This is a genomic window from Blautia sp. OM06-15AC, from assembly GCF_003481425.1.
Classification (GTDB): Bacteria; Bacillota; Clostridia; order Lachnospirales; family Lachnospiraceae; genus Fusicatenibacter; species Fusicatenibacter saccharivorans.
Map to the genome: position 1 here is coordinate 187,698 of NZ_QULD01000003.1, position 17,685 is coordinate 205,382.

Here is a 17,685-nt window from a genome sequence, read left to right on the forward strand (position 1 = left end):
ATTTCTACTCCCATGAAACCATTACTTTGCAGTATGGCTCTTTATGATTTTTCATCAGTTCCAGTCCGTCCATCAGCTTTTCGGACGGGAAACAGTGCGTGATCAGCGCCTGTGCCGGGATTTTCTTCTTCGAAAGCGCATCGAGTGCCTCCGTCCAGTCGCAGGCTTCATCTTTTTCATAAGAAGAATTCCACGTTCCCATCAGGTTCAGCTGTTTGCGCAGGATGCGCCAGTACACGTTCTTTTCCATCGCAAGATCGCCCGATGGATTTCCCATCAGCACGATGCTTCCGCCCGGTCTTGCAAGAAGAACTGCACCGGAAACGGCCTGCGGCGTTCCGACCGCTTCTACTACAACATCCGCCTGAATCGCTTTACTCTCCTCTTCCGTCACATATGAGATGCCCGGGATCTGTTCTGCGACCGCACGTTTTGCTTCGCCCCGTCCAATCACAAAAACGGTTTCGGCGCCGAGCGCTTTCGCCCACGCTGCCGCTGCAAAACCGATCATGCCCGTTCCGATCACTGCTGCGGTATCGCCCGGCTTCACACCGCTTCGTTTCACCGCATGAAGCGCCACAGAGAGCGGCTCCAGCATTGCTGCCTCGCGGAAGCTGACGTTTTCCGGCAGCTCCATCAGGTTCCAGTCCGGCACGGCCACGTATTCCGCAAAGCCGCCGTCCCGGCGCGAGCCGAGGTAATCGTAGTGTTCGCACATCTCATATTTTTTCTGCCGGCACTGCGGGCAGGTGCGGCATGGGATCAGCGGGAAAATGCCGACCCGTTTTCCAACTCGCTCTTCCGGCACACCCTCGCCGTATGCGGCAACCACGCCTGAAAACTCGTGACCCGGAATCGTTGGAAAATGGTATGTTCCGTTTGTGAAAATCCGCGGAATATCGGAGCTGCAGATTCCTGATGCCTTTACCTGCACCAGAACCCAGCCGGATGGGATTTCCGGTTTTTCGATGTCTTCCCTTCTTAAATCATTGACTCCATGCAGCTCGTATGCTCTCATTTCGTTTCTCCTTCCACAATCGTACAGAAACGCTCCAGATCGCTCCTTGTTGTAATCTTAAAGTTCCGCTCATCCCCTGGGATCATCGCCACATCCATTCCATGGCGGTAGGCAATTTCACTCGTTCCCCTTGTGAGGGACAGCTCCTCTTTCGATGCTTCCCGGTTGATCTTCGCGTACGGATGCAGCCGGAAGGCTTCCGGCGCCTGACCGGCAAACAGCGTGCTGCGCTCCAGCAGATGGTCAATTTTCGTTCCGTCGCTGCTCTGATAGATCGTGTCCTTCATCGGCAGCACCGGCATACAGCCCTCATGATCGGCAAGCGCCGCAAGGCAGTCGCCAATCAGCTGTTCGCTCACCAGAGGCCGCACGCCGTCGTGGATGATCACACCGTCGTTCTCCGATACGGAATCCTCCATGCAGACGGTAAGGCCATTATGAATGGATTCCTGCCGCGTATCCCCGGCATCCGCAAAGGCGAGAAATTTCGTAATCCCGTCTTCTTCCATCCATCCGCGGATCTTCTCTCTCCAGGCATCTGCCGCCACGATGACGATTTTCTCAACGGCACTGCTTTTCTGAAACTGCTCCAGCGTATACAGCAGAATCGGTTTCTTTTCCACTTCCAGATACTGCTTCGGAAAATCCCCCATCTGCATTCTCGTTCCGATTCCCCCCGATAATATGATTGCGTAATTCATCTTAAGCCTTTCCTTTGCTCTTTTTACTCTCTTTTTTTCGCTCTTCTTCCAGCTCTTTTAAAAAGTCTCCCAGTTCTCCAGAGGCGTTCTCCAGCAGGTACGACTTCGTTTTCTGTTCTTTCTCCAGATAGTTTTCCCGGATCTGGCCGTTTGTATGTTCAATCTCGGTGCGCAGATCCCGTGCGGAGAGACGATGCGCGCCCGCTCCCATAATGATGATCTGCTCGAGACCGTCCGAGGAAGCCACCGTTACGTTGCCGTTGTGGCCGATCCTGTGAACCGTTTTCTCGATGTACTGGTCAGCCGTCTCCGCCTCTTTCGTATAAACGACATGAATATTATGGTACATGCCGACCTCACCCTGGTTGCCTTTTACTTTGTAGGCATCAAAGACAAGAATCAGCGTCATTTTTTTATATCCCTGATAATTTGACAGGATGTCCATCAGCTTTCCTCTGGCGCTCTCAATATTATACCTCGCCAGCTCATTTAAATCATCCCATGCAAAAATAATGTTATAGCCGTCCACCAGCAGATATTCCTCCTGCGGCTCCTTCGGGCGGTTTGATTTTGCATATTTGGGATCCCCGATGCCGGATGACGAGGTGACCGGACGTGTCCGCCGCTCGAAACCGGCGCGCTTCCGCTCCACTTTGCCGTATGTCCTCGTAAAGATTTCTTCCAGCTCCTTTGCCTCCTGCAGGGAAGCTGCCATCGGCACGCGGTCGGATGCTTTTTTTGCTTTCTGCACAGAGGATGCTCCGCCGCTCCGGTCTGCCGCAGATTCGGCTGAATCGCTTTCTTCTTCCGGATTTTCCAGCGTGTATTCCAGATGCATATGGTCTTCCACTTCATTCCATGGAACGACAAAGCCTGCCCCGTGGGCACAGAACACAGAACCCGTCGGATTTTCCACATCCGCCTCGGAATCGTAGCCGATGAAGGCAATCACTTCCTCCGCGTTGTGACACGGCTCATATCCTTTTAAGGTACAGAACACTCTTCCGCGTCCCCGGCTATAAGCAGTCACTTCTTTCTGATAATCCCGCATCGTCACAACCGGTGCGGTTCCGGTGATCACTGTCATATCGCCTTCCATTTCCGGCGGTTCAAAGCTGCCGTACATCCGCTGGATATCGTTCAGCGCCCGTCCCGTCGATTCCGACGGAATTTCCAGACGGAACGCATAGACCGGCTCCAGCAGAACGGATTCTGCTTTTTTCAGTCCCTGCCGCACCGCACGGTACGTCGCCTGGCGGAAGTCGCCGCCCTCGGTGTGCTTAATGTGCGCACGGCCCTTGACCAGCGTGATTTTCATATCGGTAATCTCCGACCCGGTCAGCACGCCGGGATGCTTCCGCTCCAGCAGATGTGTGAGGATCAGACGCTGCCAGTTGCGGTCCAGGGTGTCCTCGCTGCAGACGGTTCCAATCTGCAGTCCGCTGCCCGGTTCTGCCGGCTCCAGCAGCAAATGAACTTCCGCATAATGGCGCAGCGGCTCGAAATGGCCGACACCCTCCACGGTACTGCGGATCGTCTCTTTGTATACAATATTTCCGGCTCCGAATTCCACCCATTCGCCGAAACGCTCGTGGATCAGACTCTTTAAGATCTCGATCTGCACCTCACCCATGACCTGCGCATGGATTTCCGCGAGGCGCTCATTCCAGACAATGTGGAGCTCCGGGATTTCTTCTTCTAACTGGCGCAGTTTTCCAAGCATCTGATGGACATCGCAGTCCGGCGGAAGCTCGATGCGGTACGTCAGCACCGGCTCCAGCACCGGTTTTTCCGCCTCGGTTTCGTTGCCGATGCCCTGACCGGAGAAAGTGCTGTTCAGTCCCGTTACGGCACAGATCGTCCCCGCCGGTGCTTCCTGTACCATCGTATAGCCCGCACCGGAATAAATACGGATCTGGTCTGCCTTTTCTTCGCCGAGCATCTGCTTCACCTTCAGCACGCCGCCCGTGATTTTCAGATGCGTCAGACGGTTTCCTGCCGTGTCCCTTGAAATCTTAAAAACGCGCGCGCCAAAATCCCCGCCGTACTCCGGCGTTTTTGTAAACCGGTCCAGAATTTTCAGAAATTCCGTCACGCCCTCCATCTTGAGTGCAGAGCCAAAGCAGCACGGAAAAACCTTCCGCTCTGCGATCATCGTGCGGATCTGGTTTTCTTCCACGCTTCCCGTTTCCAGATACTGCTCCAGCACGTCCTCATCACACATGGCGAGTTCTTCCAGCAATTCTGCGTTCTGGAGATCCTGCGAGAAATTCAGGCAGTGCTCTGAGAGACGGCTCTGCAGTTCTTCCAGCAGTTTTTCCGCATCCGTGCCTGGCTGATCCATCTTGTTGATAAAGAGAAAGACCGGGATCTCATACCGCGCGAGCAGCCGCCACAGGGTTTCCACATGCCCCTGCACGCCGTCCGCACCGCTGATCAGAAGAACCGCATAGTCCATGACCTGTAAAGTGCGCTCCATCTCCGCCGAGAAATCCACATGGCCCGGCGTGTCAAGGAGTGTGACCTCCGTCTCGTTCAGCTTCAGCACGGCCTGTTTGGAAAAGATCGTGATGCCCCTTGCTTTTTCCAGTTCCTCCGTGTCCAGAAAGGCGTCCTTGTGATCCACTCTTCCGGCTTTCCGGATCTGGCCTGTTTTATATAAAATTCCCTCTGCCAGCGTCGTCTTTCCCGCATCGACATGCGCTAAAATGCCTACCGCCAGTTTTTTGGTTTTTTCCATTTTGTTTCATCCTGTCTGTATGATTCATATTTTTCAGGCCCCCTCATCCCCTGCGGCCCGACTCACTGCTTATTGTACCACAAAACCTCTCATTGCGGAACCCCGGAGTGAAACGCAAAAAATCTCAAAGCGGATTTCTCTCCTGCTTTGAGATTTTTTATGTTATGTTCTGTTTTATCTCTCCCCCGCCATCGGCTGCCGATCTGCAATTTTCAGGAAAATAAATCCCAGTGCAAAGAAAATCGCCAGGCATGCAACCGCCACGTTGATCGTTCCGCCTGCCAGTTTTACAGCTGCAATAACTGCAGAACCAAGGAACGATGGTTACTCTGTCTTCCAACGTCATATCCGTTTCTTTTAAAAGTTCATTTGCAAGAAGTGCACCGTACTCTGCCTGATGGGCAACCTGCATACAGTGTTTCTGCGAATGATCCGTATACCCCAGCTGTCCCAGGTTTTCGTTTCCTTTTTCAGATATGCGCTGCATCCATTCCAGACTCCAGCCTAACCGCTGTATTTTTGCTGTTCCTGCCATTTCTTTCAGAATATTTTTTACTACAATCACGATCGTGGCACATTTGTATTTTAACTGCTATCCTGTTCCTATAAGGTCTATATCAAATGATTGTTAAATTTTTTATATTTTTGATGCAGTCAGGCGGGGTTCTGTTACAGCAGAAAAGCACTGCAAATACAGATGGATGTATTTACAGTGCTTATTTTGAGATTATTTTTGTTTTTTAATTCTGTGCGTCTTCGTATTCTTTTACTTTTTCTTCATACTGCTCCTGGCTCTCGATCGTATGTTTTACAATATGACCGTGCTCTTTCTGCTTATGTGCCAGATCCCGGCCAGGACGCGGTGCATATTCGTCTTCCGGGATTTCGAGTGCATTGGCGGTGGCGTGAATGATACCGTTGCTGCTGTAGGTGGCACCGCTCAAGGCGTCGATGTTAAGGCTCTGTTCTTCTTTCATCTGCCCTATCACGTAAGGCGCTGCACGGAAAAAGTATTCCTCGGTGTCGCAGTAGGAAAGGATGGAGATGTCGGTCACTTTCTGGTTTTCTACCGTTACCTGCACTTCGACATCCCCGCGGAAGGCATCGGCGGTACCCGTGCAGATACCGTCTTTCAGGTCGTGGAAACGGCCGGCGTCCAGGAATGCCTGTTTTTCTTCCGTTGTATCCGTCGATTCAGATGCTGTATTTTCCTGTACAGTATTCTCATCTCCGGCGGCTTCTTTTAACGCATTTTGAGTGGCCTCAATCAACCCTTTACTGCTGTAGGTGGCGCCGGAAACGGTATCTATCTCCTCGGCACTCTGTTTTTTCATGATTTCCGAAAAGATTCCTGACTTTGCTCTGTCCAGATATGTCTGATCATCCTCGGCGTTCTCTATCGTCAATCCGGTTATCGTTCCCTGTTCCACTTTTACGGAAACGGTCACGGTTCCGCGGTAGCCTTCTCCACTTCCGGAATAAGCGCCGTCCTGGAATCTGCTGTCCAGATTCTGTTCTGCCGTATTAATGGCCGCATCACCTGCTGTCTTACCAACGGAACCGCTCTCGCTCCGGATCAGGAACTGTGACGCTGCAATCGTAAGACAGGTCACCCCGACACCGATCCACACGCTGTATCGGTACTTCCAGTGTGCATTGTTCTTCAGACATCCGTTTATACATACCCCGCATCCAATGCACTCGCCGCCTGCCGTCTGCTCTTTTTCTGTCAGATCAATTCCCATGGTACATTTTGCAGTACAGAGACGGCAGTTTCCGCATTTGCTCCGCGGTTTTACAATTTTTAACAGCGTACATCTGGAAATCATGCTGTAGATGGCTCCTATGGGACAGAGATACCGGCAGAAAAAGCGCTGGATTAAGACGGATCCGACGAAAATCACCAGAATCAGCGCACCGCCAATCGAAAACATCGGCTTCACGCCCGGCCAGTGTCCGATGGAACTGTACTGTCCAAATACCTGCCACGGCCCTGCGATGTTCCATTTTATCATACCGCTCCATACGAAGACTGCCCAGAACAGGAGCACACCATATTTGATCCAGCCTGTTGGAACATTTCTTCCACTCTTCTTTGAATTTGAATGCAGGTTTTTCGCACCTGCTTTTCGAAACCGCTTTTTCAGCTTATTTCCTGCAAACCACAGAAAATCCTGCACAGCCCCGAAGCTGCAGAAATATCCGCAGAAAAACCGTCCCACAATAATCACCGCCGGAACCGTCGCCAGCACCATCCATACCGAATACCTGATCCGTTCCCACGAAACCGTCCCCTGATAAACTGCGGAAATAATCGTCCCAACCGCAGAAAACTGCGCCTCAAACAAGCCCGGGATCAGCAGGAAAGAAAGGATCTGAATCACTGCTTTCGGCCAGTTTCTTTTGTCTTGTTTTTTCAAATTTGTTCCTCTTTTCTTATGTTTAACGTTTCATCTCCATTACCGGACCATTCGATTTATGTTCCTGGATTAATTCACAAATCTCCGAAAGATTCATTGCCGAGAAATCTCCGGGGACGGTATCCTTCAGGGCACTTACTGCATTTCCGATGGATACTGCCTGTGACAGTAAAAAACCCTCATAAATCGTGTATTTTCTGCACATTTATGAGGGTTTTATATTTTTGCGTTATTTTTACAAATTCACAGTTGAATTATGCGTTCATCTGTTTAGCAACTTCCTCAGCAAAGTTCTCTTCTTTCTTCTCGATTCCTTCACCGGTCTCGAAACGAACGAAACCTTTTACTGCTACGGTTGCGTTGTTTGCTTTTGCAACCTGTGCTACATACTGAGCTACGGACTGTTTTCCGTCTTCTGCTTTTACGTATACCTGGTCAAGCAGGCAGATCTCTTTGAGCTCTTTGTTGATACGGCCCTGGATCATTCCCTGGATAACTTTTTCCGGTTTCTGGGACTCTTTCGGGTCGTTCTGAATCTGAGCCATGAGGATTTCTTTCTCATGTGCGATGTAATCAGCGCTTACTTCGTCGCGGTTTGTGTACTGCGGACGAAGAGCTGCAATCTGCATTGCAACGTTTTTAGCCATCTCTTTGAGGTCATCGTTTACAACATCTGTCTCAACGTCAACCAGAACACCGATTTTACCGCCCATATGAGTATAAGAAGCAACGAAACCGTTCTCCTCTTTTACCTGCTGGAAACGACGGATGTTCATGTTCTCGCCGATGGTAGCGATCTGATGAGCCAGCTCTTCGCCAACGGTCTCGTTGGTATCGAATTTCCAAGGCTCTGCCAGGAATCCTTCTACGTCTGCTGCAGTTGTATCCATAGCCTGCTCTGCAACCTGTGCTACATAGCCACGGAATTTCTCGTTCTTTGCAACGAAGTCTGTCTCAGCGTTTACTTCTACAGCGACAGCTTTCTTTCCATCCTCGGATACGTTCAGCATAACGATACCCTCAGCTGCGATTCTGCCAGCTTTTTTCTGAGCAGTAGCAAGTCCTTTTTCTCTCAGGAACTCCATTGCTTTGTCCATATCACCTTCGGTAGCTGTAAGAGCTTTCTTGCAGTCCATCATACCAGCACCGCTTACTTCTCTTAACTCTTTTACCATTGCTGCTGTAATAGCCATTGTTTTATTCCTCCGTATACGTGATTCAGCAGACTGCATCTTCATGCCGGTCTGCTATTGTGAGATTCGCCGAAGGGAACCTGAATTTCAAGTTCCCCCCAGTTCATTACTTCGCGTAAATTATTCAGCGTCTGTCTCTGCTGCTTCTTCGTATGCAGCTTCCTCAGCCTCGCCCTGTTTTGCCTCGATCACTGCGTCTGCCATTTTGGAAACGATCAGTTTTACGGCACGGATAGCGTCGTCATTACCCGGAATTACATAGTCAAGCTCTTCCGGATCGCAGTTGGTATCGCAGATACCGATCAGCGGAATTCCCAGTGTATGAGCTTCCTGTACGCAGATTCTCTCTTTTTTCGGATCTACTACGAAGATAGCGTCCGGCAGTCTCTTCATTTCTTTGATACCGCCAAGGTTTTTCTGCAGTTTTGCAAGCTCTTTCTTTAACTCAATGACTTCTTTTTTCGGAAGAACTTCGAAGGTGCCATCCTGCTCCATGGTCTCGATTGCTTTCAGTCTTGCAATACGGCTCTGGATGGTTTTGAAGTTGGTCAGCATACCGCCGAGCCATCTCTCGTTTACATAGTACATTCCGCAGCGCTCTGCCTCAACAGCGATAGCGTCCTGAGCCTGTTTTTTGGTTCCTACGAAAAGGATTGTGCCGCCGTCTGCTGCGATGTCTGCAACAGCTTTGTATGCGTCATCTACCATTCCTACAGATTTCTGCAGGTCGATGATGTAGATACCATTACGCTCTGTGTAGATGTACGGAGCCATTTTAGGATTCCATCTTCTTGTCTGATGTCCGAAATGAACACCGGCTTCCAGTAACTGTTTCATTGAAATTACGCTCATTGTTTTATCTCCTTATGGTTTTATTCTTCCCCATGTTTTTTCACCTTGGAACCTGTTTTTCAAAAAACAGGCACCATCCTTGGTACCGCATGGGTGCTTATTGTGCAACAGTAAGATTGTATCACAGAGTTTTTTTCATGACAAGCATTTTTTTCGCGGATTCTGCGGTTTTTTTCTGTTATTTTTGTGTTTTTCCCTGTTTATCCTTTAAAAACAGATACCAGAATGTTCCGGCGCAGATTACCGCTTCCAAAAAGATGAACATCCATGCACCTGCCGGCGCTTTTTGGGTCATCCAGGATACGAACTGGCTCCGGTAAAGTCCCCAGATATTTTCTGCCATGTGCGCAAGAACCGGGGCAAGGAGTGTTCCGCACCGCTCATAAATAAGGATCAGAAGCACACTTACCACGGCTGCATAGACAAACTGCGTCACATTGCCGTGATATGCACCGAACAGCAGACATGATGCTGCGATGCCCCAGCCGGTTCCCCAGAAATCTTTTGCCCTGCGGTAAATCATGCCGCGGAAAACAATTTCCTCTGCGGCCGCGCTCAGCACACCGACGGACAGGATCAGAAGCAGCGGGTTCTGTCCTTCATAAATCTTTGATGCCATGTCCTGATAGCCGGAAAAGATTCTGGTAAAGCCGGTCACGTTCATTACAGTATTCAGGAGATGGCCGAAGGTCATAACCAGCAGAATACAGGCGGCTGCCTCTGCCGCACTCCACCGTTTTTCCGGTTTCGGGAACATGCCTTCATCTTTTTTGTACTGTTTCCAGAGAACCGGGATCGCCGCCAGACTGCCGATTGCTGATGCAAGAACGGATGTCGCGTGCATACGCTCTTCCAGATAACCGCCGGTCGTAAACGTCATCAGGATCAGCGCCAGAAGTACGGTTGCTCCGATCAGAAACAGTTCGTACGTCAGAAGCGGTTTTAAAAGACGCCATAGCTTCCGCTGGATAGGAATTACGATTTCCTCCGTTTTTGGCTCTGTTTTCGCTGTCCTTTTTTCTTTTATATTCTCTGCTTTTTTCTCTTTCGGCGCAAAGATTCCTGTTCCACTTTCTCCTCTTGTCAGCCACGGGATACGCTCCGGCTTCATTTTTTTGATGCGGTCGCGTCTTTTCTTCTCTTCTTTCGGATCCTCCGCCAGCAGTTTCAGTTCTTCCGGTGTATCACATACCTTTGCGGCACCTGCTGCCTCGAGTTCTTCTCTTCCGCCGTACCCATACGATACGCCGACACAGAGCAGTCCGTTTTCTCTTGCCCCGATTACGTCATAGCTTCTGTCACCAACCATCACCACGTCGGAACGGCTGTCTTCTGCTCCGAGTCGGCGCAGCGTCTCTGCGATGACTTCTCCTTTATCGGTTCTGGTTTCGTTCATTTCTGAACCGGTTACTACGGTAAAATACTTTCTGATTTCGAAATGCTCCAGGATCTGCTCCACGTATTTTTCCGGTTTGGACGATGCTACCGCCAGAATTTTTCCCTTCTCTTTCAGATACGCCAGAACCTCCGGGATTCCCTCGTATACTTCATTTTCAAAAATGCCCTCTGCCTCGTACCGCTCCCGGTATTTTGTGATGGCCTGCTGTGCTTCTTCGCAGCCAAGGCCTGCAAAATTCATGAAAGATTCCAGAAGCGGCGGCCCCACGTAACAGTTCAGTTTTTCCAGATCCGGCTCTTCGATGCCAAAGGATGCCAGCGCATACTGTACGCATCTTGTAATTCCAGGACCGGAATCGGTCAGGGTTCCGTCCAGATCAAATAATATCATATCTGACATACTCTTATTTCCTCTTTTACTTTTTTATCGTATGACATGTCTTTTATTCTAGCATATCGAAATTAGAAATACAAACAAAACCGGATCAGGCTATTTTCTGCAGAGTGCACGCAGATAGCGGGTGGTCTGATTCTGAATTTCGGCAATGGCACGAATCAGGTTCCAGAGGCGCCTTAAGGACTGCAAGAGGCGGGTTCCTTTTGGTTTCTGGCTGGTTCTTTGGCTGACAAGTGTGGAAGTTTTTGGTTTCACGTTGACTTCCCACGGTTTCATGGTTCGTACAATGCCGTCTGCGCCACGCACTTTTACAGTGATGCGGTTGTAGCCTTCGGAAAGGCTCTCGGCTTTCAGACAGATTTTGTTTTCTTTCCATTCGTATTCGGCTTCGGAGCCATTTACCATGCAGGAAAGAATTTCAGCCGTGTCGGCGGCTCCCTCGAGCAGAATTTCCGGGGTATAACCGGGATCTATTTCGACGCTGGTGTCGGCCGGGCGGATAATCAGGGGGTTCGGCGCTTCGAAATCTTCGTCTGCTATCTGTGATAATATGAAATCAGCGATGATCTGCGGCGGTATTTGAGATGGCTCCTCCCCGGCACTCTCAGATGGAGTTTCGGCAGGCGGAGGACTGCTTTCTTCTGTTTGTAGCGGAGTATCATCTGGATCTTGGGTCACCTCCTCGGGCGTGGCTGCAGCAACGGGCAGCTGTTCGTCTGTTTTGAGTTCTTCTTTCTCCGGAGACGATTGCCCGGGCTCCGTTTGTTCCTGCTTTTCTGTGTTTGCCTTTCCGGCATCTGGCATTACGGTAGGCTCTTCTTTTTCTGGTGCTTTTGTTTCCGAGGTTTGATTTTCTGACTCTTTTTCGGTTGACGGAGATTCCTGCTTCGTTTCTTCCATATCAGGCTTTTCCGGTTCCGAATCTTCTGGCATCAAATTTTCCGTTCCGGATTTTTCTGAACCTGCATCTTCATAATCTGGTTTTTCTGTGTCCATTTCTCCAAAATCCGTTCTCTCCGAATCTGACTCTTCTGTCTCTGATTCTTTTGTATCTGTTTCTTCCCACCTTTCCGCTGGTTCTTTCTCCGGATCCGGAATTACCGTCGGGGGAAGCATTTTTTCTTCTTCTGTCTCTTTCTTTCCGGTCTCTGCCGGATCTGTTTTCTCTTCCGGCGGCTCTGGTTCCTGCTCTGGTTTCTCTTCTATAGGCGGTTCTTCTTCTGACTTTTCGTCCGGCAGCAGTTCCTCCGGTCCGGCTTTCCCGTCTGCATCTGTCACATCACTGTTCTCGATGATTTCAGCTTCTAATTCCACGCTTTCCACCGCACTTGCGGCCTCGCCTGTCGTCTGCTGTGTCTCCGCGTGGACTTCGATTCCCTGGACGGCCAGGAATCCTGTCATCATTGCGCATATGGTCTTTTTTCTCATCCTGCTTCCTCCCATCTTTTTCTGATCTGCTGATAAAAAATGTCCTCCTCCATTCCCGGAATTTCTGCTGCCTCGTTGAGGTACTGTTCTGTTTTTTCCTGCATGTCGAACTGAAGTGCCAGCTCTGCGGCCCTGAGCAGATTTTTCCGCCGGTTTCCATCCTGTCTGCTGCACAGAAGCCGTTCGTAATAGAGAAAGCTCTCCTGGCACCAGTCCTGTTCTCTTTCCCCATCCCCAGATTTTCCGCCAAGATAGCACGCATCCGCCAGTCTCTGCCAGATAACCGCCTCCCACTTCCCCTCCATATTCTCGCCTGCGGCCTTTTCCAGCACTTCGATTCCTTTCCGCATGGCGTCTATGTCATTTTCACGCGCCAGTTCTTCGGAAAAACTGAAATACATTCCTGCAACAGCAAGATATCTGCGGCAGCGTTTTTCTTTTTCCGGCTCCTGCTGCGTGTCATCATAAAATTCAGCCAGCAATGGCTCCATCTGCATTTTTTCCCTTGCCGCATCATCCGCCAGACAGTATTCCACAAGTTCCTGCTCCACACGCCCCGCCTGACTGAGATGGTCTGCCTTTAAGAACGCTTCCCGCGCTTTCTGGTAGTTCGGCAGACTGCCTTCTTCCACCGGATTTCCGCAGAACCAGAGATCGCCCTGCTCCTCCCATTCGTCTGCCGCCGGAAACTGACCCCATGGCATCCTGCTGGCAACTGCAGCCGCTCCTCCTGTCAGAAAAGCAAAAACTGCAAAGATCCGCAGAGTCTTCCTGCCTTTTTGCTTTCTTTCCAGCCGCCGCAGTGCCTTTTTGACTTCTCTGGCAGACGCATACCGCTCCTCCGGCTTTTTCTGCATACACTTTTCCATCACCCGCCAGAGTCCTCTTTTCTGCCGCTTTTTCGCATGCTTCGCCATTGCCGCAAGCAGTGCGCCGAGTGCATAAAGATCGGAACGGGCGTCACACTTCCCGTTATACTGCTCCGGCGCTGCATAACCGCGGGTTCCATAACGGACTTCCACACCCGTTTCTTCTGTTCCGGCTGCACCGAAATCCACAAGGTATATTTCACCACGCTCTGTTATCATCACGTTGTCCGGCTTCAGATCCCGGTAGAAAACCGGCGGGTTCTGTGCATGGAGATAACAGAGAATCCCGCTCAGGGCAATTCCCGTTTTCAGAATTTCCCGGCTGGAAAACCGTTCTCCCTTACGCATACGCTGTCCGATAGATTTTCCGTTTACAGCTTCCATCACCAGAAAGCTTTTTGTCCCACTTTCCAGAAGTTCCACCGCACAGGGAATCCCGGGATATGAAAACTTCTGTAAAAGAAACGCTTCTCGGCGCAGTTTTTCCCTGTCACATATACTTACCTTGACTGCATACCGCTTTCCGGATCCAGTTTTCTCTGCAAGATAAACGACAGACGTTGCCCCTCTTCCGAGCACTGACAGCAGGCGATACTTCCCTCCCGGAAGTTCTACTTTTCCAATGATCCCGCCTCCTCTTTTTACGTCAAAGTGTTTGTCAGTCCGATATTCTGTTTTTGTACATGGATATAAATTGAGCCGAATGGCTCTTCGATAGAGTAATATAGAATCGATTTTTCAGGACGAATGTCCAAGCGGATGAAAAATCGTGATGTAAGTATAACACAACAGCCGCCGTTTCCGCAAGAACTACAGAAGCCGACGGCTGCCAAAAAAATCGCCTGTTTTTTATCTATTTTTTCCCTCTTGACGAATCTTACATCCGTTCCGGTGCCGAGAATCCCAGCAGGTCGATGCAGGTCTCAAGTACCTCGCGGACAAGATCCAGCAGTGCCAGGTAAGATGCTTTTCTTGCCTCATCCTGCTCACTTAAGATCTTGGTCTCGTGGTAGAAGTGATTGAACTCGTTTGCAAGCTCGTAGATATAAGCACAGATCTTATGCGGTGCTTTCTCCTCGAATGCGTTCTCCACAACGCCGTTGAAACGGGATACGGAAAGCATCAGAGCTTTCTCGCTGTCGCTCTTCGGTGCCAGAAGTGCGCCTTTCTTCAGTTCATTTCCCTCTTCTTTATATTTTCCGAGGATGGATTTTGTACGAACGATCGTGTACAGGATGTACGGACCGGTGTTTCCCTCGAAGGAAGTAAATCTCTCAACATCGAATACATAATCTTTCGATGCCTGGTTGGACAGGTCACCGTATTTAATAGCAGACAGTCCGACAATCTGTGCCGTTCCTCTTGCATCCGTATCTTTTACGCTGCGGTTCTCCACGATCTTCTGATACATCTCATCGTTGATCTCGCCGATCAGACGCTCCAGACGCATAACGCCGCCCTCACGGGTCTTGAACGGTTTTCCGTCTTTTCCGTTCATGGTACCAAAGCCGATAAAGGAAAGAACGGTATCATCATTCACCAGTTTTGCTTTTCTTGCACAGCGGAAACACTGTACGAAGTGAAGCTCCTGACGTTTGTCTGCCAGATAGCAGATCTCGTCCGGCTTGTACAGTTTCATACGCTGGATGATGGTTGCCAGGTCTGTCGTATCATACAGAGCTGCTCCATCGGATTTTAAGATCATGCACGGCGGGATCTCTTTTGTGTCTGTCTCTTCTTTGACATCAACAACGAGTGCGCCCTGGTCATAATGTGCATAACCATTGTCTTTCAGGTAATCTACCATGTCCGGAATGTACTCCTGTGCATCGGACTCACCCATCCACAGATCGAAATGAACGTCGAGATTTCCATAGTTCTTTTTCAGATCGGCAACAGAAACGTTCATAATGTGTTTCCAGATCGCACGATATCCTCTTCTGCCCTGCTGCAGCTCTCTCGTTGCCTCGAGTGCACGTTTCTTATAGTCCTCGTCCTCTTTCGATTTGCCGCTTGCGCAAGGATAAATCTCCTCGAGCTCGCTGATCGTAAACGGTGCTTCCTCCGGGTACTCTCCCGTAAAGGACTCATCAAAATAAACAAGCTCCGGATGGCGCTCCTGCAGCTCGGTGATGATCAGTCCCATCTGCAGACCCCAGTCTCCAAGATGAACGTCACCGATCATGTTGTGGCCCATGAAGCGTCCCATACGCTTGATGCTCTCGCCGATGATCGCGGAACGGAGATGGCCAACGTGAAGCGGTTTTGCCACGTTTGCTCCACCGTAATCTACGATAATGGTTTTCGGATTTTTTGCTTTCTCTACAGAAAGATCTTCATCGTTCTGCATTTTGGAAAGATAATCTGCCAGAAATTCCGGGTTGATTTTCAGGTTGATGAATCCCGGTTTTATGGCTTCAATTTCACCGATCACGCTGTGATCGGTCACTTTTTCTACAACTGCTTCAGCCAGCTGGATCGGTGCTTTGTGGTATGCTTTTGCAGCTGCCATTGCGCCGTTGCACTGGTATTCGCACAGATCCGGGCGGTTGGAAACGGAAACCCTTGCATAGGACGGGTCCATCTCCGCAGCGGTAAAGGCTTTTACCAGCTCTTCCTGGATAAGATCGATCAGTTTTTTCATAATGTTTCCCTCATTTTCTTCTTTACTGCAGAATCATCTGTTCTGCGTTTTGTTTCCGCGCGCTGCGCCGGGCTTCTTCCTCTTCTTTGATGCCGCTTTTCTGATAACAGTACTGGATGATATCTCTTCTTCGGATGATGCCGATGAAGATTCCCTCGTCATCCACAACTGGAACGAAATTCTGCCGCATGGACATCTCGATCAGGTCCTCGATGTTGCTGTTGATGTTGACGGACTCATAATTCCACCGTTTCGGAACCTGCCAGAGCGGGATATCCTCTGCTTCATGGTAATTCAGCAGATACCGTTCTTTTATGATGCGGAGCAGATCTCCTTCCGTCAGTGTTCCCACGTAGCAGCCCTTTTTGTTCAGTACCGGAACCGCCGTGTATTTATGATATTCGATCTTCTCGATGGCCTGCCGAAGTGAGCAGTCGTCATACAGATAAGCCGTTTCACTTTTCGGTGTGATAAAAAACAAAATATTCATTCGCGTATACTCCTTTTCGTTGGTCATACTCTTGTTTGATTATACCATAAACGAATGTGAAATGTCTTTGAATCTTTCTTATATTTTCATAAACATACCGAATCCGAAACTCGAATGCCTCTTTGCTGCGCCGCAAATTGCGCTTATTTTCCAGTATAACCGACTTTCCGCAAAAAGTAAAGATCTTAAGTTTCATCCGCACACGCCGCACAAAAAATCCGCACGGATCCAGCACCTACGCTGTACCCGCACGGATTTTTCAACTCTTTTTTGTTCTATTCTCTTCGCAGCGCATCGATCGGATTCAGGTTCGCTGCTTTTACCGACGGCAGCAGTCCGAATACGATACCGATCACCATGGAGAAGACCACGGAGAAAATGATTGCCGGAATACTGATCGCCACAGGCGTCTGCGATACCCTCGAAATCACCTGTGCCATGATAATGCCGCCCAGCACGCCGAGCAGTCCGCCGATGCTGGTGAGCACCGCCGCCTCGGTCAGGAACTGGAACAGAATTCTGCGTTTTCTTGCTCCGATCGCCTTTTTCAGGCCGATCTCGCTTGTACGTTCCGTTACAGATACCAGCATAATATTCATAACACCGATACCGCCGACCAGAAGCGAAATGCTCGCGATCCAGATCAGCTGCTGGTTCGTGCTCTGGCCTAACTCCTGCAGACTCTTTGCTTTCTCCAGCAGATCCTCTGCCTGATAGGAAAGAGAATCAGTTGTATTGGTCACGGATTCGTTCATGATATCCGCTGTTGTCTTTCCCACCGTGCTCATATCCTCAGTCGTTTTTGCCATCACAACGGCATTTTCCGGTTCATCATACTGGAATACGATCGGCCAGCAGACATCCGGCATCAGCACCAGCGGATAAGATTCCTGATTGTACGTATAGTAGTCATCTCTGGAATTGATGACCGGCTGGAACGAATCGGCTTTTTTGATCACGCCGATCACCGTGAACGGCTCTCCCATGATCTCGATCGTTTTGCCGACCGGCGACTCATCCGGGAAGAGTGTCAGCACTGCGGTATCGTCGAGGAGGACAGCTTTGTGGGTCTTCGAGAAATCGCTCTCCACAAAGCCGCGTCCCTGATAAATCTGATATCCGCACGTCGACAGATAATTTTCATCCACGCCAAGCGCCTTCGCACTGTCCAGTGTTGTGTTTCCTTTTGCGATGCCGCTCACATACGTTCTTTCGGTGTAAAACGATGCATTTTCCACCTGATCCTGCTCGCGGATCCGCTTTTTCTGATCATCGGACAGTTTCGACACGCCGCTTGGCAGTCCGTTGTCCATCCAGTAATCACCGTCGCCCTGCTTTAAGCTGACGGTCACGTTGTTGTTTCCGGCTCCGATCAGGTTCTGTTTGATCTGCTCATTCGTTCCCTTGATCGTGGAGACAATTGAGATGATCGACGCAATTCCGATGATAATACCCAGCATCGTCAGGAAGGAACGCATTTTGTGTGACCAGATTCCCTGAAAGGAAAGTCTTACATTTTCTAACATAATGCGCCT

Annotated in this window: 13 protein-coding genes; all 13 read right to left on the reverse strand. The window is 49.9% G+C overall.

Features of this window, described 5'->3' with window-relative positions; all coding sequences use genetic code 11:
• Nucleotides 1–4: 4 nt before the first annotated feature.
• Entirely contained in the window at nt 5–1,018 is a 1,014-nt protein-coding gene (locus tag DXB83_RS06190; protein ID WP_117804375.1) for a galactitol-1-phosphate 5-dehydrogenase, read from the reverse strand.
• Entirely contained in the window at nt 1,015–1,719 is a 705-nt protein-coding gene (locus DXB83_RS06195) for an IspD/TarI family cytidylyltransferase (protein ID WP_055219430.1), read from the reverse strand. Before DXB83_RS06195 ends, DXB83_RS06190 begins: the two co-directional genes overlap by 4 nt.
• 1 nt (nt 1,720) lies before the next feature.
• Nucleotides 1,721–4,459: a translation factor GTPase family protein gene (locus DXB83_RS06200; RefSeq protein WP_117804374.1), complete on the reverse strand. Its 2,739-nt coding sequence runs from the start codon at nt 4,457–4,459 to the stop codon at nt 1,721–1,723.
• Between the two features lie 157 nt (nt 4,460–4,616).
• A complete protein-coding gene (locus tag DXB83_RS16835; RefSeq protein ID WP_243108863.1) occupies nt 4,617–4,994 on the reverse strand; it encodes a hypothetical protein in 378 nt (125 codons plus the stop codon).
• A 205-nt stretch (nt 4,995–5,199) separates the two neighbouring features.
• Nucleotides 5,200–6,879 carry an FMN-binding protein gene (locus DXB83_RS06210; RefSeq protein WP_117804373.1) on the reverse strand — a complete coding sequence of 560 codons (1,680 nt, stop codon included), beginning with the start codon at nt 6,877–6,879 and terminating at the stop codon, nt 5,200–5,202.
• 254 nt (nt 6,880–7,133) lie between these two features.
• Nucleotides 7,134–8,072 carry a translation elongation factor Ts gene (gene tsf / locus DXB83_RS06220; protein ID WP_022461153.1) on the reverse strand — a complete coding sequence of 313 codons (939 nt, stop codon included), beginning with the start codon at nt 8,070–8,072 and terminating at the stop codon, nt 7,134–7,136.
• Between the two features lie 120 nt (nt 8,073–8,192).
• A complete protein-coding gene (gene rpsB, locus DXB83_RS06225; protein ID WP_022461152.1) occupies nt 8,193–8,924 on the reverse strand; it encodes a 30S ribosomal protein S2 in 732 nt (243 codons plus the stop codon).
• Nucleotides 8,925–9,102: 178 nt separating this feature from the next.
• Complete coding sequence (locus DXB83_RS17135) at nt 9,103–10,722, reverse strand: HAD hydrolase-like protein (protein ID WP_117801725.1); 1,620 nt, start codon at nt 10,720–10,722, stop codon at nt 9,103–9,105.
• A 90-nt stretch (nt 10,723–10,812) separates the two neighbouring features.
• On the reverse strand, nt 10,813–12,147 hold the full coding sequence (locus DXB83_RS06235; RefSeq protein WP_117804372.1) for a hypothetical protein: 1,335 nt from the start codon (nt 12,145–12,147) through the stop codon (nt 10,813–10,815).
• On the reverse strand, nt 12,144–13,751 hold the full coding sequence (locus DXB83_RS06240) for a serine/threonine protein kinase (protein ID WP_117804371.1): 1,608 nt from the start codon (nt 13,749–13,751) through the stop codon (nt 12,144–12,146). Before DXB83_RS06240 ends, DXB83_RS06235 begins: the two co-directional genes overlap by 4 nt.
• Before the next feature lie 142 nt (nt 13,752–13,893).
• A complete protein-coding gene (argS, locus tag DXB83_RS06245) occupies nt 13,894–15,660 on the reverse strand; it encodes an arginine--tRNA ligase (protein WP_118697350.1) in 1,767 nt (588 codons plus the stop codon).
• Between the two features lie 22 nt (nt 15,661–15,682).
• On the reverse strand, nt 15,683–16,150 hold the full coding sequence (locus tag DXB83_RS06250; RefSeq protein WP_022461147.1) for a CBS domain-containing protein: 468 nt from the start codon (nt 16,148–16,150) through the stop codon (nt 15,683–15,685).
• 275 nt (nt 16,151–16,425) lie between these two features.
• On the reverse strand, nt 16,426–17,676 hold the full coding sequence (locus tag DXB83_RS06255) for an ABC transporter permease (protein ID WP_118697351.1): 1,251 nt from the start codon (nt 17,674–17,676) through the stop codon (nt 16,426–16,428).
• Between the last annotated feature and the right edge of the window lie 9 nt (nt 17,677–17,685).